The following is an 18,941-nucleotide window of genomic DNA, read 5'->3' on the forward strand; positions in this document are numbered from 1 at the left end:
TCCACCCCAAATTAAACCACTCAGTTAAACAACATGCCAGCGGGGCTGACAGGCGAGCAGCGGCTGGCGGGCGCTCGCGGACCTACCCGCCCTTGGCGCGACGGCCGAATCCCCAGGCCCAGGCCAGGAGCACCAGCGGGAGCAGGCCGGGGTTTCCGCCCCCAGCCTCCGCGCACCCGCCCCGCGCTGTTGCATCCCGCGGCGTGGAGCAGGGCAGCCACAGCCGGCACCCCGAGCCCGCCTTCACACACGGATGTTCGCCCTGCGCGCTGGTGCAGGAAGGCCCGAAGTGGCCCGCCTCGAGCCCCGCCACCGCGCAGCTCCGGGCGCCGTCCTCCCGCGCGACACACGCCATGCCCACGGGGCAGTCCCCATGCGCATGGCACTGCTGCGCGCACGCGTCCAGGTCCAGGTCCACCGGCGTCCGGACGGGCGCGTCCCGAGAGGCGTCGTCCATGGCCGCCTGGATGAAGTCCGCGTGCACGTCGACGCGGGTGTTCGTCCCCGTCGTGCAGGTGAGGTCACCAAACGAGGTGACACCCACCAGGCGTTCGAGCCCGTCCTGTTCGAGGAACACCGGGCCGCCGCTGTCCCCGCCGCACGACATCGCTGGCGCCGCTTCGATGGAGAACGCGTCCGCCTCGACCGACGTGACTCGGGACAGGCCACCTCGGCGCAGGCCCGAGCCGCCCTCCCCGTCCATGCCGAAGCCCACCACCCGCGCCAGCCGGCCCACGCCGTCAGCGGGAAACGCCCGCGCCTCCCAGGCCAGCGGCGCGACGGGCGCATCGCTGGCGAGCATCAGCACGCCCAAATCACTCACGCCCGGACGCCACGCGGGATGGAGCCGGCCCTCCACCACGCGGATGCGCTGCGCGGCGGAGGCGCGGGCTGTCTCGGCGGCGAACACCACCGAGAACACCCGCGGCGCCTCCAAGTTCTCCACGCAGTGCGCCGCCGTCAGCACCACGCGGGGCGCCACCAGCGTGCCCGTGCAGAGCACGCGAGCCGCCTCGTCAGGCTCACCACAGAAGGGCGAGACGGGAACGATGGCGGCCACCGCGGGGAAGCCCGGCTCGGGCGCTCCGCCCACCACGGCCCGCCGCGCCGGGGTGAGCGTCTCCGGGGAGACGGGCACGACAGCGGGACCACACGCGCCCGCCGCCAGCAGGAGTCCCACGGCGGCGGACGTGACGTCACTCGCTGTCGAAGTCGCCCTGCGGGACATCCGTGGCGGCGCCCGCGGCGTCCCAGTACTTCCACTCACCCGTCTTCTCCCCCTTCTCGTACTGGCCCTGCACGGCCAGCGCGCCATTGGGGTGCCACTCCGTATAAGCGCCCTGCGAGCGATGTCCCGCCAGCGTCCCTTCCGCCCACTTCGAGCCGTCCGAGCGCCAGGCGGTCCACTTCACCGGACCGGCGCCGGGCGAATGGAGCTCCTCGCGGTTCTTCGGGCCCTCCTCATAGTAGAGGGTCCACAGGCCCTGCTTGAGCCCGCCGCGGTAGTCCCCCTCGAACTGCTTCACGCCGTCCTCGAAGTAGCTGACCCAGCGGCCCTCCATCTTCCCGTCGACGTAGGCGCCCTCCGTCTTCAGCTTCCCGGTGGCGTGCCACTCCGCCCAACGGCCGTGCTTCTGGCCATCGGGCCGGGCGCACCACTGGAGGACGCCGTCGGGCGGCGCGCGGCCCTGGAGCCGCGCGCCATCGGGACAGGGCCCGGAAGCCCGGTTGCAGCCCAGGGCCATGCCGGCGACGAGCGCCAGCGCCACACCTGTCAGGACGCGCTTCTTCAACTGCAAGAGCCCACGCCGCTGCAGCTGCAGTTGTTGCGCGCGAACGAGTAGTCATCCGACGCCGCCGCGAAGCTGCCCAGGCCGTAGTCGTGCTTGGCGCAGTCCTGCGTATAGGCCGTGGAGCCCACGCAGCGCGGCAGGCTGGTGACGCCGCAGCCCTGGCCGCAGCGGCCCTTGCAGCCATTGCCCGAGCCACCGGTGCAGCCGCAGCCCCGGCCCACCGTGCGGTAGTAGCCGGAGCCGATGTACTGACGACTGCAGGTGCAGGAGAGGTGCACCCAGCCGCGCTCGGACACGTACTCGTACGCCGTGAGGACCTCGCCCACGGGGACAATCAGCATGAAGCTCGTCTGGCGCTCAGCGGATTCCTCCACGCGGGTGCGGCCCTCCGCGGGGAGCTCGTGGGCGAGCCCCTCCAACAGCGACGCGAGCAGGTGCGCGTGGGACGCGTCCAGCGGGCTGCCCGACGGCGTGAATTGGCCCACGCCCTGGTTGAAGTCGATGTGGAACCCGATGACGGGGTCGCCAAAGTCGTACGTCACCTCGACGACGTTGGCCTGCGTCTCCACCGCGAGCATCCGCACCACCGCGCCCCCGGAGCCGTACGTGGCCTCCAGCGTCGTCGCATCGTGCTGGAGGACCTGGAAGCCCTCCTGTTCAAGAGGCTGTCCGGACGGCGCATCGGAACAGCCCACCACGACAGCCAGCGACAGCGCACAGAGCAGCAGCCTTTTCATGTCTCTCTCGGTTCCAGGGGTGTGGAAATTCTCAGCCGCCGAGAACCTAGGAAGATGCGCACATGGGCGTCAACAGGCCCACCCTGAAATTCAGAACATCCCAGTTTAGACTCAGCACCCCGGCGACGGACGCCGGTCTCAGGAGAGGCCCATGTCCCAGAATCGCGCGACCCTGATGTGCCTTGCCGCCCTGCTGATGGGGGGCTGCGGTGGAGCCATGGACGACGCCACGGCGGAGCCTCCCGCGACGGAGTCCACGTCCCAGGCGCTCTACCCGGAGTACAACCCGGACCTCCACTGCCTGGTCCGGTCCAAGTACGTGTCCTGCGGCAGCGGCCCGGAGCACTTCGCCTTCTACAGCCCGGACTGGGGCTACTACATTGAACGCGACATCTGTGGGGGCAACTGGCCGCTCTGTCCGCAGCCCTGATTCACAGGACGGGCATCCCTGGCGCGGGCGGTGCTATCAAGCACCGCACCATGCCTGAAACGCCCCCTTCCCTGTTCGATGTGGTGCCCGCGGAGATGGACTTCCCTTCCGACGAGCGCCGCATCCAGGCCTTCTGGAAGGACCGCCGCATCTTCGAGCGCTCGCTCGAAACGCGTGAGGGTGCCCCCAGCTTCGTCTTCTACGAGGGCCCGCCGACCGCCAACGGCCTGCCGCACAACGGCCACGTGCTCACGCGCGTCATCAAGGACCTGTTCCCCCGCTACAAGACGATGACGGGCCACTACGTCCCCCGCAAGGCCGGCTGGGACACCCACGGCCTGCCCGTGGAGGTGGAGGTCGAGAAGGAGCTGCGCATCCACGGCAAGGCGGAGATTGAGCGCTACGGCGTGGAGCCCTTCACCGAGCGCTGCATCGAGTCCGTCTTCCGCTACACCTCCGAGTGGGAGCGGCTCACCGAGCGCATCGGCTTCTGGGTGGACCTGAACCAGGCCTACGTCACCTACCACCGGCAGTTCGTGGAGAGCGTGTGGTGGGCGCTGGCGGAGCTGCACCGCAAGGGCCTGCTGTACCAGGGCCACAAGGTGGTGTGGTGGTGGCCGCAGGGCGGCACCGCGCTGAGCGCCGCGGAGGTGGGCCTGGGCTACAAGACGGTGGACGACCCGAGCGTCTACGTCGCCTTCCCGCTGCGCGACGCGCCGGACACCGCGCTGGTGGTGTGGACGACCACGCCCTGGACGCTCCCGTCCAACATGTACGCGGCCGTCAACCCGGGCGTGGACTACGTCACCGTGGACGCGGGCGAGCGCAAGCTCATCGTCGCCGCGGCCCTGCGCGAGGCGCTGGCGAAGAAGCTCAAGCAGGAGCTGCCGGTGGTCGCCACGCAGAAGGGCAGCGCCCTGGTGGGCCAGCGCTACCAGCCGCCCTTCGAGCAGTACCACCAGCGCGCAGGCGACACGCGGCTGCCGCTGAAGGACGGCGGGGAGGACGCGCAGGCCTGGCGCGTGCTGGGCGCGGACTTCGTGACGCTCGACAGCGGCACGGGCATCGTCCACATCGCCCCGGCCTTCGGCGAGGACGACTATGAGGCCTTCCGCAAGGACAGGGCCCGCTTCGCCCAGCCGGAGGCGCTGGAGCTGTTCTGCGCGGTGAAGCCGGACGGCACCTTCTCCGACGACGTGCCGCTCGTCGCGGGCCGCTTCGTGAAGGAGGCGGACAAGGACATCCAGCGCCACCTGAAGGAGCGCGGGCTCATCCTCCTCACGGAGCAGTACAAGCACGAGTACCCCTTCTGCTGGCGCGCGGACGACGACCCGCTCATCCAGTTCGCCCGGCCCGCCTGGTACATCCGCACCACGTCCGTGAAGGACGAGGCGATTGCCAACAACCGCGCCGTCAACTGGGTGCCCGAGCACATCAAGGAAGGCCGCTTCGGCGACTTCCTGGCCAACAACGTGGACTGGGCCCTGTCGCGCGAGCGCTACTGGGGCACGCCGCTGCCGCTGTGGGTGCACTCGGAGACGGGTGAGGTGGAGGCCGTCCCCTCGCTCCAGGCGCTGCGCGAGAAGCCGGGCAACAACGTGGCCGCGGTGGAGGCGGAGCTGAACGCCTTCCTCGCGGGCAAGCCGCACGAGGCCAACGCCAGGCACCTCCTGGTCCACAAGCCGTGGATTGACAAGGTGACGTTCGAGAAGCCCGGCACCCCGGGGCGCTTCCAGCGCGTGCCCGAAGTCGTGGACGTGTGGTTCGACTCCGGCTGCATGCCCTTCGCGCAGTGGGGCTTCCCGCACGCGCCGGGCTCGCGGGAGATTTTCAACCGCGCCTTCCCCGCGGACTTCATCTCCGAGGCCATCGACCAGACGCGCGGCTGGTTCTACTCCCTGCTGATGGTGAGCACGCTCCTCTTCGACGAGGAGACGCAGGCGCGCATGGGCCTGTCGCCCCAGCGCGGCTGGCCGCAGCCGTACAAGAGCTGCATCGTGCTGGGCCACGTCTCCGACAAGGAGGGCCGCAAGGAGTCCAAGTCCAAGGGCAACTACACGCCGCCGGAAATCATCCTGGACGAAGTGCGCATGGACTTCGCCGTCCTCACGGCCGCGGAGGCCGGCGTGCCGGGTGAGCCGGGCGTGGCGCTCATCGCCCGCGAGGACCTGGAGGGCCTGGACCTCCAAGAGGGCGCCCAGGTGCGGCTCTTCCGCCCGGACCGCCCGGACGTGGCGCTCACGGCGACGGTGAAGGCGCACAAGAAGCTCAAGCGCCGCGTGCTGCTGCTGGCGCCCGCTGACCTGAAGACGCTGGACGTGGCGCCCTCCGCGCGCGGCGCCAGCGTCATGCCGGTGGAGGTGCCCCGGCTGGCGCCCTCCGAGCGCGTGGTGCTGAAGGACCCCTCCGCCAAGGCGCCGGGCGCGGACGCGTTCCGCTGGTTCTTCTACGCGGCGAGCCCCACCTGGTCCAACACGCGGCACTCGCTGAGCAACGTGCGGCTGCTGCAGAAGGACTTCCAGGTCAAGCTGCGCAACGTCTACGCGTTCTTCACCATCTACGCGAACATCGACGGCTTCAACCCCGCGGCCGGCAACCCGGACGCGTCCGACGCGCCGTGGGAGGCCATCCGCCGCAGCCAGGGCTGGCGCGAGGTGAAGGCGCGGCCGGTGCTGGACCGCTGGATTCTGTCCGAGGTCCACCTCACCCTGCGCGACGTCACCCGCGCGCTGGACACCTACCAGGTCTACGACGCGGCCCAGCGGATGGTGGCGCTGGTGGACGCGCTGTCCAACTGGTACCTGCGCCGCAGCCGCTCGCGCTTCTGGGCGCCGGGCTTCGAACAGGACAAGCAGGACGCGTACTTCACGCTCCACGAGGCGCTCACCACCATCGCCGCGCTGTCGGCGCCCTTCATCCCCTTCTTCGCCGACGAGATGTGGGGCAACCTGGTGCGCAAGCCCTGGCCCACCACGCAGCCGGAGAGCGTCCACCTGGCGCGCTTCCCCACCGTGGAGACGGCCCTCATCGACGAGGGGCTCGCGGCGGAGATGGGCGCGGTGCGGGACCTGGTGTCCCTGGGCCTCAAGGTGCGCACGGACAACCGCCTCAAGGTGCGCCAGCCGCTGTCGCGCGCGGACGTCATCCTGGCGCGCAAGGAGCTGACGAACCGCGTGGCGGTGTACCGCGACCTCATCGCGGACGAGCTGAACGTCCACGACGTGCGCTTCGTGGAGCCGGGCAGCCCGGAGGCGGACGTGGTGCGCTTCCGCGTCCGGCCCAACCTGCGCGCGGTGGGCGGACGGCTGGGCCCCAAGCTGGCCCCGGTGCGCAAGGCCTTCGACACGGGCGACGGCGCCGCGCTGCACCGCGAGCTGCTCCAGACGGGCCGCGTGGCCCTGACGGTGGTCGGCGAGGACCTGGTCTTCACCGCCGAGGAACTGGAGACGCTGGTGGAGGCCAACCCTGGCTACGCCGCCGCGGGCATGGGCGTGGGCGTGGTGGTGCTGCACACCGAGCTGACGGAAGGCCTGGTGGATGAGGGCCTGGTGCGCGAGCTGCTCGCCCGCGTGCAGGGCGCGCGCAAGGACCTGGAGCTGGGCTACGCGGACCGCATCCAGCTCTGGGTGGACGGCGACGCGCGCGTGAAGCGCGTGACGGACGAAGCGCGGGAGTTGATTGCGCGGGAGACGCTGGCCTCCAGCATCCTCGTGGGCCCCGAGGGCCTCACTGGCCAGGAAGAAGAGGTCAGCATCAATGGCCTGCCCGCGCGCCTCCGCGTGGAGCGGGCCTGAGCCGCGAAAAAACGGGCTGCCTCATCCCCGCGATGAGGCAGCCCGCAAGGCACGGCACCCCGGCGCGGCCCCCCACGTGAAAAGGGGCCGTGCCGGCCTTCACTCAGTTCGCGGTGAAGGCTCAGCTTCGAGACTTTCAACATATACGTTTTTTGCGCGATTATCGAATCGTGAGACAGGCCGTCAATCAAGACCCGGGCGCCCTGCCTTGACCGGCCTGTCGCAATCCTCGATAAGCGGCTCGCGTCACAGTTGAGACTGAGACGCAAAACCAAAAACGGGATTGCGGATGTTCTCGGCATTCACCTCGCTCGCCCTGCTGCTCTCGGCGGCCCCCGCGGAGCCAGCACCCGCGGCGGCGCCCGCGCCCTCCGAAACCGCGCCCTCCCAGGTCCAGCCGCCCAGCCGCATCGACAGCGTCACCGTCCCCTATCCGGAGGTGGAGCTGGCGGCGGGGCGCCAGGCGGACGTGGTGCTGCGGCTCACCATCGACGAGCACGGTGTGGTGACGGAGTCGGAGGTGGTGCGGTCCGCGGGCGCGGCCTTCGACGAGGCGATTCGCACCGCCAGCCTCGCCTTCCGCTTCGAGCCCGCGCGCGTCGGCGGAGCAGCGGTCGCCTGCCAGATTGAGCTGCTCCACTCCTTCCGGTTGGAGCCGGCCACCGCGCCCGTCCCGTCAGCGCCGGAGGCCGCGCCCGCCGCCGAGCCACCGCCCGCGCAGGCGGAGGCGCCCGCCGCGCCGCCGCCTCCGGAAGAGAAGACGCTGGAGACCACGGTGTCCGGCCGCTCGGAGGCGGAGCGGATGCGCCAGTCCGCGGAGGCGGTGCGCGTGGTCAGCACCACCCGCGCGCAGGCCCGCTCGGTGGACATGGGCCAGGTGCTGGCGGCGCAGGAGGGCGTGGAGGTGCGCCGCAGCGGCGGCCTGGGCAGCACCATCCGCTTCTCGCTGAACGGCCTCACCGACGACCAGGTTCGCTTCTTCCTGGACGGCGTGCCGCTCGAGCTGTCCGGCTATCCCTTTGGCTTCGCCAACGTGCCGGTGAACCTGGTCGACTCGATTCAAATCTACCGGGGCGTGGTGCCCTCCCGCTTCGGCGCCGACGCGCTGGGCGGCGCCGTCAACCTCACCTCCGCGCCGCTTCAAGACGGCCCGCATGGCGCCGTGTCGCTCCAGGGTGGCGCCTTCGGGACGTACCGGCTGACGCTGGGCGGCAGCTACCGGCCCGCCGCTGGCGGTCTCTACACCCGGGCCCACCTCTTCGCGGACACCACGCGGAACGACTACCGCGTGAAGGTGGAGGCCTCCGACGACAGCGGGCAGCTTCGCCCTGTCACCGTCAGCCGCTTCCACGACGGCTACCAGGCGCTGGGCGGCGGGCTCGAGGCCGGCTTCGAACAGGTCGGCTGGGCGGACCGCGTCGCCCTGCGCGTCTTCGGCTCCGGCTACGACAAGGACCTCCAGCACAACCTGGTGATGAGCGGAGGCCCCTTCGGCGAGGCACGCTACGGCGCCACCGCGCTCGGCACGCAGCTCCTCTACGAGAAGGCCCTCACCGGCGCGGTCCGCGTCGACGCGCTGGCCGGCTACGCGTGGCAGGCCTCCGACTTCCAGGACACGTCCCAGTGGGTCTACGACTGGTTCGGCAACCGGCTGCGCGAGCGCACCCAGCCGGGCGAGCTGGGCGGCGACGCCACCGACCAGACGCTCTGGCAGCAGTCCTTCTATGGCCGCGCCAACGCGAGCTGGGCCTTGAGCCCGTCCCAGACGCTGCGGCTCGCCTTCGCCCCCACCCTCACCCGCCGCACCGGCGAGCAGCGGCGGCTGGCCAGCCCTAGCGACCAGGACCCGCTCTCCGCGGACCGCGACCTCCTCACCGCCGTCACCGGCCTGGAGTACCAGCTCAACGCCTTCAACGACGCGCTGGAGCTGATTGTCTTCGCCAAGGACTACCTCTACGCGGCCAGGGCCCAGCAGCTGCAGCCCACCGGCGCGTGGCTCAGCAAGGACCGCGACCTGCACCAACTGGGCGGCGGCGCGGCGCTGCGGCTGCGCGTGGCCGAGCCCGTCTACCTCAAGGTCAGCTACGAGCGCGCCACGCGGCTGCCACGGATGGACGAGCTGTTCGGCAACGGGGTCCTCATCCGGGAGAACCTCGACCTGGCGCCAGAGCGCAGCCACAACGTGAACGCCGGCCTGGCCACCGCGCCCTTGCGCACCCGGCTCGGCGTGTTCCGGGGGGAGCTGAACGGGTTCGCCCGGCTGGCGCGGGACCTCATCCTGCTGGCGGGCAGGGACCGCGACTGGACGTTCCAGAACGTCTACGGCGCGCGGGCGCTGGGCCTCGAGGGGGCGACGGGCTGGAGCGCCCCTGGCGGCTGGCTGCACGTGGACGCCAACGCCACCGTCCAGGACCTCCGTAACGTGTCCAGCCAGGGCACCTTCGGCGCCTTCGAGGGACAGCGGCTGCCCAACCGGCCCTGGTTCTTCCTCAACGCCACCGCGCGCCTGTCCCTGCGAGGCGTGGCCACCGCGGAGGACGAGCTGTCCCCCTTCTGGACCGCGCGCTACGTCCACGGCTTCTATCGCTACTGGGGGGGCCTGGGCTCCGCGGAGACGAAGCAGACCATCGACAGCCAGTTCGCGCAGGCGGCGGGCGTTGGCTACAAGGTCCGCCTCAACGGCTTCTCCCTGGGGCTCACCACCGAGCTGGACAACCTCACCGACGCGAGGCTGTTCGACTTCTTCGGCGTCCAGCGGCCCGGCCGCTCGGGCTGGCTCAAGGCCACCGTGGAGTACTGAAGCACGGCGCCGCCCGCGTCACTCACGCGGGCGGCACCTGGCGCACCCGGCTCAGCGCACCTTCACGAACTGGTAGGCCCAGCCCAGCGTCTCGAAGCGCTTCACCGCGGAGCCGTTGCTGTTCAGCTCCCACACGGACGTGGACGCGTAGTCCGCGGTGGGCAGCAGCAGGAAGGTCCGCCCTTCGATGGTGAAGGCGTAGTAGCCGCCCGCAATCCAATCCAGGCCCTCAATGGGCGCGCCCTCGCCCGTCTCCACGTTCACCTGCCACAGCTTCCAGTGCGTGCCGTTGGTGACGTCGGACGCCGTCGGCGTCGCGCCCAGCGTCGGGCTGTCGTCGTGGAAGGCCGCCACCACGCCCACGTTGTTGCCCAGGTAGCGGAACGCGGCCGTCTGGCGCCCGCCCACCATGGACGCCAGCGAGCGCGTCCAGTCCCCGTCAATGGCGCGCGCGTTCGCGTTGAAGCGCACCATGCAGGTCTCCGGGGCGGTGTCGTCCACCACCGGCGCGCCCGCGCTGAACACCCAGTTGCTGAAGTAGATGTTGCCGTTCTCGTCCTTCGTCGCCACGTCCAGGCCCGGGCACGGCGCCTCCAGCAGCTCCACCAGGCTGTCATCCGCGTGGGAGTAGACGGCAATCTGGGAGCTGGGGGAGAAGCGGTAGTAGTTGGCGTCCGTCCAGTAGAAGGGCTGGAACGAATAGCCGCCGTGCGCCACCACGCCGCGGTCGAAGCTGGCCTTCACCACCAGCCCGTCGCGCTCCGTCACCAGCCCCGGCGACTCCACGGGGCCGGAGAGGGTCATCGCCTCCGGATTCCACACGATGCGCCGGGACTCCTCCAGCTGCATGTACGCCGACGTCCCGTCCACGAAGTGGTTGAGGTACAGCGGCGCCGCCGTCAGCCCGTAGTTGGCGAAGCTGAGCTTCCCCGACTCCTGGAAGCGCCCGCTGTCGAACACCGAGTAGCGGGTGAGCTCGGGCGCCTCGCCCGCGCCGACGAAGAGCTTCCCGTCGACCGCGCCGATGGTCGCGAAGCCAGCGTGCTCGCTCGCCTGCTCCAGGTCGATGCTCGTCACGTCGAGCGAGTTGAACACGCTCACATACGTGGCCGACCCGGAGTCTCCGAAGACAGACGTGGCCAGGCTGTACACCGGCCCGGTCTCCGTCTCGTCGGGGTTCACGTTCGGGTCCGAGTCCGACGAGCCGCACGCCGTCAACGAGGCGGCGAGGAACAGGAGGGACGTGGTGGATGCAGTCGCCAGACGGCTGCGCTTGCGCATTGGATTCTCCATGAGGGGTACGGCGTGGTTTCAGGCAGGCACCGCGGCGGGCATCGGCGTCGGGGCCTGCTTCTGAAGGCGGGAGATGGCGTGGGCCGCGCCGGCCAGCAGCACCGCGAGCAGGCACAGGCCCACCTCGGTGGCGAGCACGAACGCGGAGCCCGGGGCGAAGGGGAGCCGCTGCATCCGGACCGCGTCGATGAAGGGCACGGCGAAGAGCCCCGCGCTGGCGAGGATGAGCAGGCGGCGCGCATACACGCCGGGCGAGCCGCCCACCCACGCACCTCCCACGCCCAGCGCCCAGGCCACGAAGAAGGCGGTGTGCTCCCAGCGGGGACGGTCCGCGAGCTCCGCGGGCACCAGCTGGTTCGCAATGAAGAGCACCGCCACCGCCACCGTGAGCCCGGCGCACACCCCCGCCGTCAGCTTCGCGAGCACGGCGTCGAAGCGGCTCTTCCCCTGCAGGCGCCGCCGCTCCAGCCAGAGCAGGTTGCCCGCCAGGATGCCGAACGCCATCAGCCAGGAGAGCAGCGCGTAGAGGACCTTGGCGGGGAAGCTGGCCCAGGTCGCGAAGTGCAGGCCGTACAGCGGGTCCATCACCTGCGTGTAGCGCGTGCCGCCGCCCGTCTCGCGCGACCAGAGGACGTCCCCCTCGCGCGACACGCGCAGGTGCGTGAAGGCGTGCAGCGTTCCCTCCGCCTCGCCCGGCAGGTGGACGGTGCCGTTCGCGTCCCCCAGGTGGTCGAAGAAGAACCAGTTGTGCTCCGACTGCGGGAAGCGCGCCTTGGCCAGCGCCAGCGCCCGGCTCAGGTCGGGAGGGCCGCCGGGCTGTCCGGAAGGAGCGAGCGGCGCGGGCCAGTCCACGGCCACCTCCATCGCCTTCGCGTCACCGTCGAGCGCGGACGACACCACCGCGGGCAGGTACCAGTCCGACAGGCAGAGGACTCCGCCGGTGAGGGCGAAGACGAACAGGAAGGGCGCGCTGATGACGCCAATCACCTTGTGCGCGTCCGACCACAGCGCCCGCCGCGACGACTCCGGACGGAACTGCACCAGCTCCCGCACCAGCCGCCCCAACTGGATGAGCACGCCGGTGATGACGAGCAGCAGCAGCACGCCGGAGGCGATTCCCGCCAGGTGCTTGCCGAAGGGCAGCGGCTCCAGGAAGTGCATCGCGTTGAGGAACTCGCCCAGGTCGCTGCGCTCGCCCAGCTGCTGGCCGGACACCGGGTCCCACCAGGTGGAGCGGATGGGGCCTTCGGGCGTCATGCGCCACAGCCGCATCCACGGCTCCTCGGCGGTGGGCAGGGAGATGCCGAACCAGGCGGGCTTCGCCGCCGTCTCCGCCTCCGCCAACTGCTGGGCCAGCTGGACGGCCCGCGCCTCCGACACCGCGATGGGCGCCCGGAACGTGGGCTCCTGCCACGGCGCCAACTCCTCCGCGAAGAGCGCGAAGGAGCCCAGGAAGAACAGCACGAAGAGGATGAGCGACGACAGCACGCCGGCCCAGGCGTGCGCGTCCCAGAGGATGGTGTACGAACGGGGAGACAGCTTCACGTGAGCACCAGGACGACCGACGACACCACCGCCACCGCCGCAGCGCCCATCCAGGCCCGCGCGCCACTTCGGGCCAGCAGCGCCAGGCACGCCGCGATGGCCATCGCCGGCAGCGCGACGAGGAACGCGAGCAGGTATCGGACATCGACGGACGCGGGCAGCACCGCCACCAGCGCCAGCGTCGCCAGCACCCCGGCCGCGGGCGCCACCGTCACCGCGGCGCTGATGCGAGCAGCGCCATGTTGATGCTTCTGGGCCATCAGCGCGTCCCCGCCCAGGCCAGCACCAGCCCCACCGCGCTGAGCGGCACCGCCCACCGCGTGGCGCGCGGCCACAGCGGCCCACACAGCGCGAGCACCGGCGTGGCCAGCATCACCACCACCGTGGCCGTCGTCAGCCCGACGCTCACCCCCTGCGCCTTCACGCCCACGGCCACGCCCGCCAGACATGCCACGGCGCCCACGGCGCGCACCCACCCCCGGTGACGCGTGAGGCCACTCTGGGGGGCGCGGGCCGCTACCGACAGGAGCACAGCGAGGCCCAGCAGGATGAGCAGGGTCGAAACCGCCATGTTCTCCTCGGAGCAAGGGCGCTATTGAGAATCACTCTCAATATCGAGACCGAGCCCAATGAAACCCGGCCGCGCGACGATGTCAAGGCAGGCGGTCAGACGAGAAACGCGTGCTGGCTCGGCATTTCACGCACAGCGGGACGGAGCCGCGCCAGGCTCCGGCCGCGCGGTGTCACGCTCAGTTGGGGCTGGCGGTGGGACGGACGATGATTTCGTTCACGTCCACGTCGGCGGGCTGCTCGATGGCGAAGGCGATGCTCCGGGCGATGGCCTCGGGTGGGATGGCGATTCGCCGGTACTCGCGCATGCCCTCGCGCGCGCCTGCGTCGGAGATGGAGTCCGCGAGCTCGGACGTCGTCACGCCCGGTGAAATGACGGTGACGCGGATGTCACCGCCGACCTCCTGGCGCAGTCCTTCGGAGATGGCGATGACGGCGTACTTGGTCGCGCAGTACACCGCGGCGGTGGGCACCACGGAGTGGCCGCCGATGGAGGAGAGGTTGATGAACTGGCCGGAGCGCTGCGCCTGCATGATGGGCAGCCCCGCGGCGATGCCGTGCAGGACGCCGCGGATGTTGACGTCAATCATCCGGTCCCACTCCTCGACCTTGAGCGCCTCCAGCTTCGACAGGGGCATGACGCCCGCGTTGTTGATGATGACGTCGAGTCGGCCGTGCTCGGCGCGGGCGAAGCCCATGAAGGACTCGACGTCCGCGCGCTTCGTGACGTCCAGCGCCCGGTAGCGCGCGGAGCCGCCGTCCGCGCGGAGGGCGGACGTCAGGGCTTCGAGCCGGTCCGTCCGGCGCGCGCCCAGGACGACATGCGCGCCCTTGCTCGCGAGCAGGCGAGCCGTCGCCTCCCCGATTCCGCTGCTCGCCCCGGTGATGGCGATGACCTTCCCCTTGATTCCAGACATGTGGATGCGCCTCGTGATTGCGGAGTGGATGACCGCAATCTGCGCGCTCCCGCCGCTGACGCAGTACTCCGATGCTGCCGGGTTCTTGCCCAATCCTGCACGAACCGGCGGATGACGCTGAACCGGAGGGCCGGGCCGCATACGCTTCTCCATTCGATGACGCCCTCCTCCACTTCCAAGCACTCGGCCGCGCTGGCGCGGTTGATTCAGAGGCACACGCCCGCGGATGGCATCCATCAGACTGCCATCGCGCGGGTCGTCCTGATTCGCGCCGCGCAGCCGAGCGAGCCCCTGCATGCCTTGCACGAACCTGCGCTCTGCATCGTCGCGCAGGGCCGCAAGCAGGTCATGCTCGCGAATGAAGTCTTTCACTACGGCCCGGAGCAGTGCCTGGTGGTGTCGGTGGACCTCCCCGTCACGGGCCAGGTCCTGGAGGCCACGCCCGAGGCGCCGTACCTGTGCCTCCGCGTGGACCTGGACCCGGGGCAGTTGGGTGCCTTGATGCTGGAGGCCGCGCTGGAGCCCACCGGGACCCCACCGGCCGGACCGGGCATGTCGCTCAGCCCGGCCGAGCCGGACCTGCTCGACGCGGCCACCCGGCTCGTGCGGCTCCTGGAGACGCCTCGGGACATCCCCTTCCTGGCGCCCCTCTTCATCCGGGAGCTGCTCTACCGGCTGCTGTCGAGCGAGCACGGCGCGAACCTGCGCCACATCGCCGTGGCCGGGGAGCGGCTCGACTCCGTCAACCGGGCCATCACCTGGCTCAAGCACCACTACGCGGAGCCGCTGCGCATCGAGCAGCTCGCGCGCGTGGCGCACATGAGTACGTCGGCGCTCCATCACCACTTCAAGCGCATCACCGCCATGAGCCCGCTCCAGTACCAGAAGCACCTGCGGCTCCAGGAGGCCCGGCGCCTCATGCTGGGGCAGGCGCTGGACGCGGCCTCGGCGGGGCACTCGGTGGGCTATGAGAGCCCCTCGCAGTTCAGCCGGGAGTACGGCCGACTGTTTGGCGCGCCGCCCGCCCGGGACATCTCCCAGCTCCGGAGCACGCTCCAGGGCCAGGCTGGGACACCGGCCCGGCAGGGCAATGCGTCAACTTGACGCACACCCCACCTCCGTCGCCGGGATATGACGTGCGGGTGTCCACCGCGCCGACTCACGCCGAGGCGCCGCCGCCTGACGTGCTGGCCTCGCCCCCGCGCTCCGCCTTCCGGCGCTCCACCGGGGACATGGCGGCGCGGCTGTCCTCCAGCGACATCGCGCTCGGGTGGCTGGTCCGCCTGCGCTGGCACGCCGTCGCCGGACAAGCGCTGACGGTGGGCGTCGCCGTCCGGGTGCTGGGGCTGGCGCTGCCCGTGGCGCCGCTGCTGGCCCTGGTGGCCACGACGGCGGTGTCCAACCTGCTCCTCGCGCTCTGGCTCCGCCGCGAGCCCGAGGTCCGCCCCGGCCTGCTGGGCGCCGTGCTCGCGTTCGACACCGCGCTGCTGACGGGGCTGCTCGCGCTCTCCGGTGGCCCGGCCAACCCGTTCGCCATGCTGTATCTCGTCCACGTGACGCTGGCGGCCATCGTGCTGGGCCCCCGCTGGACGGTGCTCATCGCGCTGCTGTCGGTGCTGGGCTCCACCAGCCTCTTCGCCTTCCACGTCCCGCTGCCCAGCACGGTGAGCGCGCCGGGCAGCCACGGCCTGGACTCACTCCACGTCGTGGGCATGTGGGTCGCCTTCACGCTGACGGCGCTCATCATCGCCTTCGTCGTCGCCCGCGTGGCCGCCGCGCTGAGAGACCGGCAGGCCGCGCTGGCGCGCACGCAGCGGCTGGCGGCGCGCGCGGAGAAGCTGGCGTCGCTGTCCACGCTCGCGGCCGGCGCGGCGCACGAGCTGGGCACGCCGCTGGGCACCATCGCCATCGCGGCCAACGAGCTGGACACCCTCATCCTGGAGGCCCCCCAGGAAGCGCTGGAGGACGCCCGCCTCATCCGGGACGAGGTGGAGCGCTGCCGCGACATCCTGGAGCGCATGAGCGCCCGCACCGGACAGACGCTGGGCGAAGTGCCAGAGCGGACGACGCCGAGCGACGTGCTCGCGCGCCTCCGGGAACAACTGAGCACCGCGGACCAGGCGCGCCTCCAGCTCGAGCCCGGCCCGGACGTGCCCTTCTGGTGCCCCGTGCGAGGACTGGTGCAGGTCCTGACGAACCTGGTGCGCAACGGGCTGCATGCCAGCGAGGCCACCCAGGCAGGCGTCGTGGTGTCCGCGCACCGCGAGGTGGACCGCCTGCGCTTCATCGTGGAGGACCGGGGCACCGGCATCCCCCGCGCGCTGCTGCCCCGGCTGGGCGAGCCCTTCTTCACCACCAAGCCCGCGGGCCAGGGCATGGGGCTGGGCCTGTTCCTCACCCAGACGTACGCGGAGCTGTGTGGCGGCCGCCTGGAGCTGAGCTCCGAGGAGGGCCAGGGGACGCGCGTGACGCTGGAGCTGCCCTTGAGAAAGGAGACGTCCGATGCCGCCGGGTGAGGCCCCCGCCACGGTGCTCGTCACGGACGACGACGAGCGCTTCCGCGAGCGGCTGGTGCGCGCCTTCGTGCGGCACGGCTTCCAGACCCACGGCGCGGCCAGCGCGCAGGCGGCGCTCGAGGCCGCGCGGGCGCTGCGCCCGGGCTACGCCGTCGTCGACCTGCGCCTGCCCGACGGCTCCGGCCTGGAGCTGGTGCGCGAGCTGAAGGCCCTGGACGCGAGCATCACCGTCGTGGTGCTGACGGGCTACGGCAGCATCGCGACGGCGGTGGAGGCCGTGCGGCGAGGCGCCACGCACTACCTGGCCAAGCCCGCGGACGTGGACGACATCCTGCTCGCCTTCGCCGGCGCCACCCTCCCCTCCGGCCAGGAGGCCGCGCTCACCCACGAGGTGCCCTCCCTGGCGCGCGCGGAGTGGGAGCACATCCAGCGCGTGCTCGCCGACTGCGGGGGCAACATCTCCCAGGCCGCCCGGCTGCTGCGCATCCAGCGGCGGAGCCTGCAACGCAAGCTGTCCAAGTACCCCGTCCCCAAGTGAGCGCCGCGGGGTGCGTCAGCAAGACGCACGAAGCGCGGCGCCCGAGCCGATAGGCTGGAAGGTGTCAGGAGGTCCGATGTCCGCGCCACGCACGAGTGCGCTGCTGCTCAGCATCATGGTGTCCGCCGGAGGCTGTACCAAGACGCCCACCGAGGCGAGCTGGAAGGAAGCCAACGGCGGCATCCAGTGCCAGGCGCTCCAGCACCTGGCCTGCACCGGCCTCTACGGCGAGGGCGGCACGGGGTGGGCGGCCCGGGCGATTCCTCCCGAGGTGCGCCCCTACGAGCCCGGCCTCCAGCTCTGGAGCGACGGCCTGGACAAGGCGCGCTTCATCTCCCTGCCACCCGGCACGAAGGTGGACACGTCCAAGAGCGACGAGTGGCGCTTCCCCGTGGGCACGAAGCTCTGGAAGGAGTTCCGCTGGAAGGGGCGCCCCATCGAGACGCGCTTCCTCTGGAAGCGCCCGGACGGCGGCTGGCTGCGGACCACCTACCGCTGGAGCGACGACGGGAAGACGGCGCTCGAGTTGACCGACGGCGAGAAGGACGTGCCCGGCACGGAGGGCTACGAAATCCCCAGCCAGTTGGCCTGCCAGTCCTGTCACCGCGGGCGCGGCGACGAGGTGCTCGGCTTCGAGGCCGTCGCCCTGGCCCATGAAGGCGCGCGTGGGCTCACGCTGACGAAGCTGGTGGAGGAAGGGCTCTTGAGCCACCCACCCACGCAGGTGCCTCGCATTCCCGGCACGCCGGTGGAGCAGGCCGCCCTGGGCTACCTGCACATGAACTGCGGCGTGTCGTGCCACAGCGCCAACCGCATGGCGCTGGGCAGCGGCTCCGGCCTGCACCTGCGCCTGGAGGCGGGCGAGCTCGGCTCCGTGCAGGAGACGGACACCTGGCGCACGTCCGTGAACGTGAAGGCGCTCATGCAGACGTCGGGCATGTTCGGGAGGAGCTCGCAGCGCGTGGCGCCGGGCGACGTCCAGCACAGCTCGCTGCTCCACCGCATGAGCCAGCGCGGGGACTTCATGCAGATGCCGCCCGTGGGCACCCGCGTGGTGGACGAGCAGGGCCGGGCGCTCATCCAGCGCTGGATTGAGGCGATGCCCGCGAAGAAGGAAGGGTAGGCACCATGCTCTACTCGGGAGTGTTGCTCCTCCACTCCTGGCTGCGCTGGGGGGTGGTGGTGCTGGGCGTGCTCGCGCTCGCGAGGGCGCTGGTGGGCTGGGCGCGAGGCCGTGACTGGACGTCCAGCGACCGGCGGCTCCAGCGCGTCTTCGTCTCCGCCTTCGACACCCAGATGCTGCTGGGGATGACGCTCTACTTCGCGCTCAGCCCCATCACCCCGCGGAGCATGGACGCGCTGCGGATGAGCATGTCCATTGGCCACCTGCGCTTCTTCGGCCTGGAGCACCCGCTGCTGATGCTCCTGGCCCTCACGGCCGCGCACGCCACCTCCGCGATGTCGCGAAGGGAGGCGCCCTCGCGGTCCAGACACCGCACCTGGGCGGTGGGACTCCTGCTGGCCATGCTGTTCGTCGCCCTGGCCATCCCCTGGCCCGGCCTGTCCCACGGCCGGCCCCTGCTCCGGGGCCTCTAGCCTAGGCTTTCACCCATTTGCTCTGGAGCACGTCCCAGCTCATCTCCTTGCCCTTGAACGGCTCGGCCTGGTTGCTCGCGAAGCTGCCCGTCTCCTGCACGTTCGTGCAGCCAATGCTCTTCAGGTAGGCGACACAGTCCTTGGTGAACTGATTGGCCTGGTCGTGATTGTGCGCGCCCATGGCGCCATACATCTTCGAGCTGCCAGGACCGTCGTAAGTGAAGTTCTGCACGTAGTACAAAGGCATGTCAGTCGCTCCCCTGAAGGCATTGGTTGCCTTCACGACTATCTCACTTTCCGTCTCTCCTGTGAAAGTGCGCTCAGGGTCATGTTCCGCCAGACACCGACCCTTTCAAAAACAGGAATATTACGACAATACAATAAAACAAATATTCCAAGAAACCGAGACGAG

At 70.8% G+C, this 18,941-nt stretch carries 17 protein-coding genes; 8 read left to right on the forward strand and 9 right to left on the reverse strand.

Going from position 1 to position 18,941, the window contains the following annotated elements; all coding sequences use genetic code 11:
- Window positions 1-82: 82 nt before the first annotated feature.
- Genes G4D87_RS00890 through G4D87_RS00900 form a run of 3 tightly spaced genes read right to left on the reverse strand, consistent with a single transcriptional unit; the run spans window position 83 to window position 2,530 of the window.
- A complete protein-coding gene (locus G4D87_RS00890) occupies window positions 83-1,180 on the reverse strand; it encodes a S1 family peptidase (RefSeq protein WP_240357909.1) in 1,098 nt (365 codons plus the stop codon).
- Window positions 1,181-1,196: 16 nt separating this feature from the next.
- Window positions 1,197-1,799 carry a toxin-antitoxin system YwqK family antitoxin gene (locus G4D87_RS00895; RefSeq protein WP_163777320.1) on the reverse strand — a complete coding sequence of 201 codons (603 nt, stop codon included), beginning with the start codon at window positions 1,797-1,799 and terminating at the stop codon, window positions 1,197-1,199.
- On the reverse strand, window positions 1,790-2,530 hold the full coding sequence (locus G4D87_RS00900; protein WP_163777322.1) for a hypothetical protein: 741 nt from the start codon (window positions 2,528-2,530) through the stop codon (window positions 1,790-1,792). Before G4D87_RS00900 ends, G4D87_RS00895 begins: the two co-directional genes overlap by 10 nt.
- 151 nt (window positions 2,531-2,681) lie before the next feature.
- Between G4D87_RS00900 and G4D87_RS00905 the strand changes: the two genes are divergently transcribed.
- From G4D87_RS00905 to mxcH, 3 genes are all read left to right on the forward strand, one after another.
- A complete protein-coding gene (locus tag G4D87_RS00905; protein WP_163777324.1) occupies window positions 2,682-2,960 on the forward strand; it encodes a hypothetical protein in 279 nt (92 codons plus the stop codon).
- Between the two features lie 50 nt (window positions 2,961-3,010).
- Entirely contained in the window at window positions 3,011-6,754 is a 3,744-nt protein-coding gene (ileS, locus tag G4D87_RS00910) for an isoleucine--tRNA ligase (protein WP_163777326.1), read from the forward strand.
- Window positions 6,755-7,043: 289 nt separating this feature from the next.
- The gene (gene mxcH / locus G4D87_RS00915) at window positions 7,044-9,554 is read left to right on the forward strand and encodes a TonB-dependent siderophore myxochelin receptor MxcH (RefSeq protein WP_163777328.1); all 2,511 of its coding nucleotides are present in this window, start codon (window positions 7,044-7,046) and stop codon (window positions 9,552-9,554) included.
- A 51-nt stretch (window positions 9,555-9,605) separates the two neighbouring features.
- Here the strand turns inward: mxcH and G4D87_RS00920 are convergent, their stop codons facing one another.
- From G4D87_RS00920 to G4D87_RS00940, 5 genes are all read right to left on the reverse strand, one after another.
- Entirely contained in the window at window positions 9,606-10,847 is a 1,242-nt protein-coding gene (locus G4D87_RS00920; protein ID WP_240357910.1) for a DUF4374 domain-containing protein, read from the reverse strand.
- 18 nt (window positions 10,848-10,865) lie between these two features.
- Window positions 10,866-12,392, reverse strand: a complete 1,527-nt coding sequence (locus G4D87_RS00925) for a PepSY-associated TM helix domain-containing protein (RefSeq protein WP_163777330.1) — start codon at window positions 12,390-12,392, stop codon at window positions 10,866-10,868.
- The gene (locus G4D87_RS00930; protein ID WP_163777332.1) at window positions 12,389-12,652 is read right to left on the reverse strand and encodes a hypothetical protein; all 264 of its coding nucleotides are present in this window, start codon (window positions 12,650-12,652) and stop codon (window positions 12,389-12,391) included. Before G4D87_RS00930 ends, G4D87_RS00925 begins: the two co-directional genes overlap by 4 nt.
- Complete coding sequence (locus G4D87_RS00935; RefSeq protein WP_163777334.1) at window positions 12,652-12,963, reverse strand: hypothetical protein; 312 nt, start codon at window positions 12,961-12,963, stop codon at window positions 12,652-12,654. Before G4D87_RS00935 ends, G4D87_RS00930 begins: the two co-directional genes overlap by 1 nt.
- Before the next feature lie 178 nt (window positions 12,964-13,141).
- Entirely contained in the window at window positions 13,142-13,879 is a 738-nt protein-coding gene (locus tag G4D87_RS00940; RefSeq protein WP_163777336.1) for an SDR family oxidoreductase, read from the reverse strand.
- A gap of 156 nt (window positions 13,880-14,035) precedes the next feature.
- On the opposite strand from G4D87_RS00940, the gene G4D87_RS00945 reads away from it, so the two are divergent.
- The 5 genes from G4D87_RS00945 to G4D87_RS00965 all read left to right on the forward strand — a co-directional run bounded on the left by G4D87_RS00945 (window position 14,036) and on the right by G4D87_RS00965 (window position 18,529).
- Window positions 14,036-14,983: an AraC family transcriptional regulator gene (locus tag G4D87_RS00945; RefSeq protein WP_163777337.1), complete on the forward strand. Its 948-nt coding sequence runs from the start codon at window positions 14,036-14,038 to the stop codon at window positions 14,981-14,983.
- A 38-nt stretch (window positions 14,984-15,021) separates the two neighbouring features.
- Window positions 15,022-16,395 (forward strand): ATP-binding protein, encoded by a 1,374-nt coding sequence (locus G4D87_RS00950; RefSeq protein ID WP_163777364.1) that lies wholly within the window; start codon window positions 15,022-15,024, stop codon window positions 16,393-16,395.
- Window positions 16,382-16,933: a response regulator transcription factor gene (locus tag G4D87_RS00955; protein WP_163777340.1), complete on the forward strand. Its 552-nt coding sequence runs from the start codon at window positions 16,382-16,384 to the stop codon at window positions 16,931-16,933. The genes G4D87_RS00950 and G4D87_RS00955 overlap by 14 nt, the downstream gene beginning before the upstream one ends.
- Window positions 16,934-17,009: 76 nt before the next feature.
- Window positions 17,010-18,056: a hypothetical protein gene (locus G4D87_RS00960; protein ID WP_240357912.1), complete on the forward strand. Its 1,047-nt coding sequence runs from the start codon at window positions 17,010-17,012 to the stop codon at window positions 18,054-18,056.
- 5 nt (window positions 18,057-18,061) lie between these two features.
- On the forward strand, window positions 18,062-18,529 hold the full coding sequence (locus G4D87_RS00965; protein ID WP_163777344.1) for a hypothetical protein: 468 nt from the start codon (window positions 18,062-18,064) through the stop codon (window positions 18,527-18,529).
- Window position 18,530: 1 nt separating this feature from the next.
- On the opposite strand, the gene G4D87_RS00970 is transcribed toward G4D87_RS00965, so the two are convergent.
- Entirely contained in the window at window positions 18,531-18,776 is a 246-nt protein-coding gene (locus G4D87_RS00970) for a hypothetical protein (protein ID WP_163777346.1), read from the reverse strand.
- Between the last annotated feature and the right edge of the window lie 165 nt (window positions 18,777-18,941).

It is taken from the genome of Myxococcus vastator, from assembly GCF_010894475.1.
GTDB lineage: Bacteria > Myxococcota > Myxococcia > Myxococcales > Myxococcaceae > Myxococcus > Myxococcus vastator.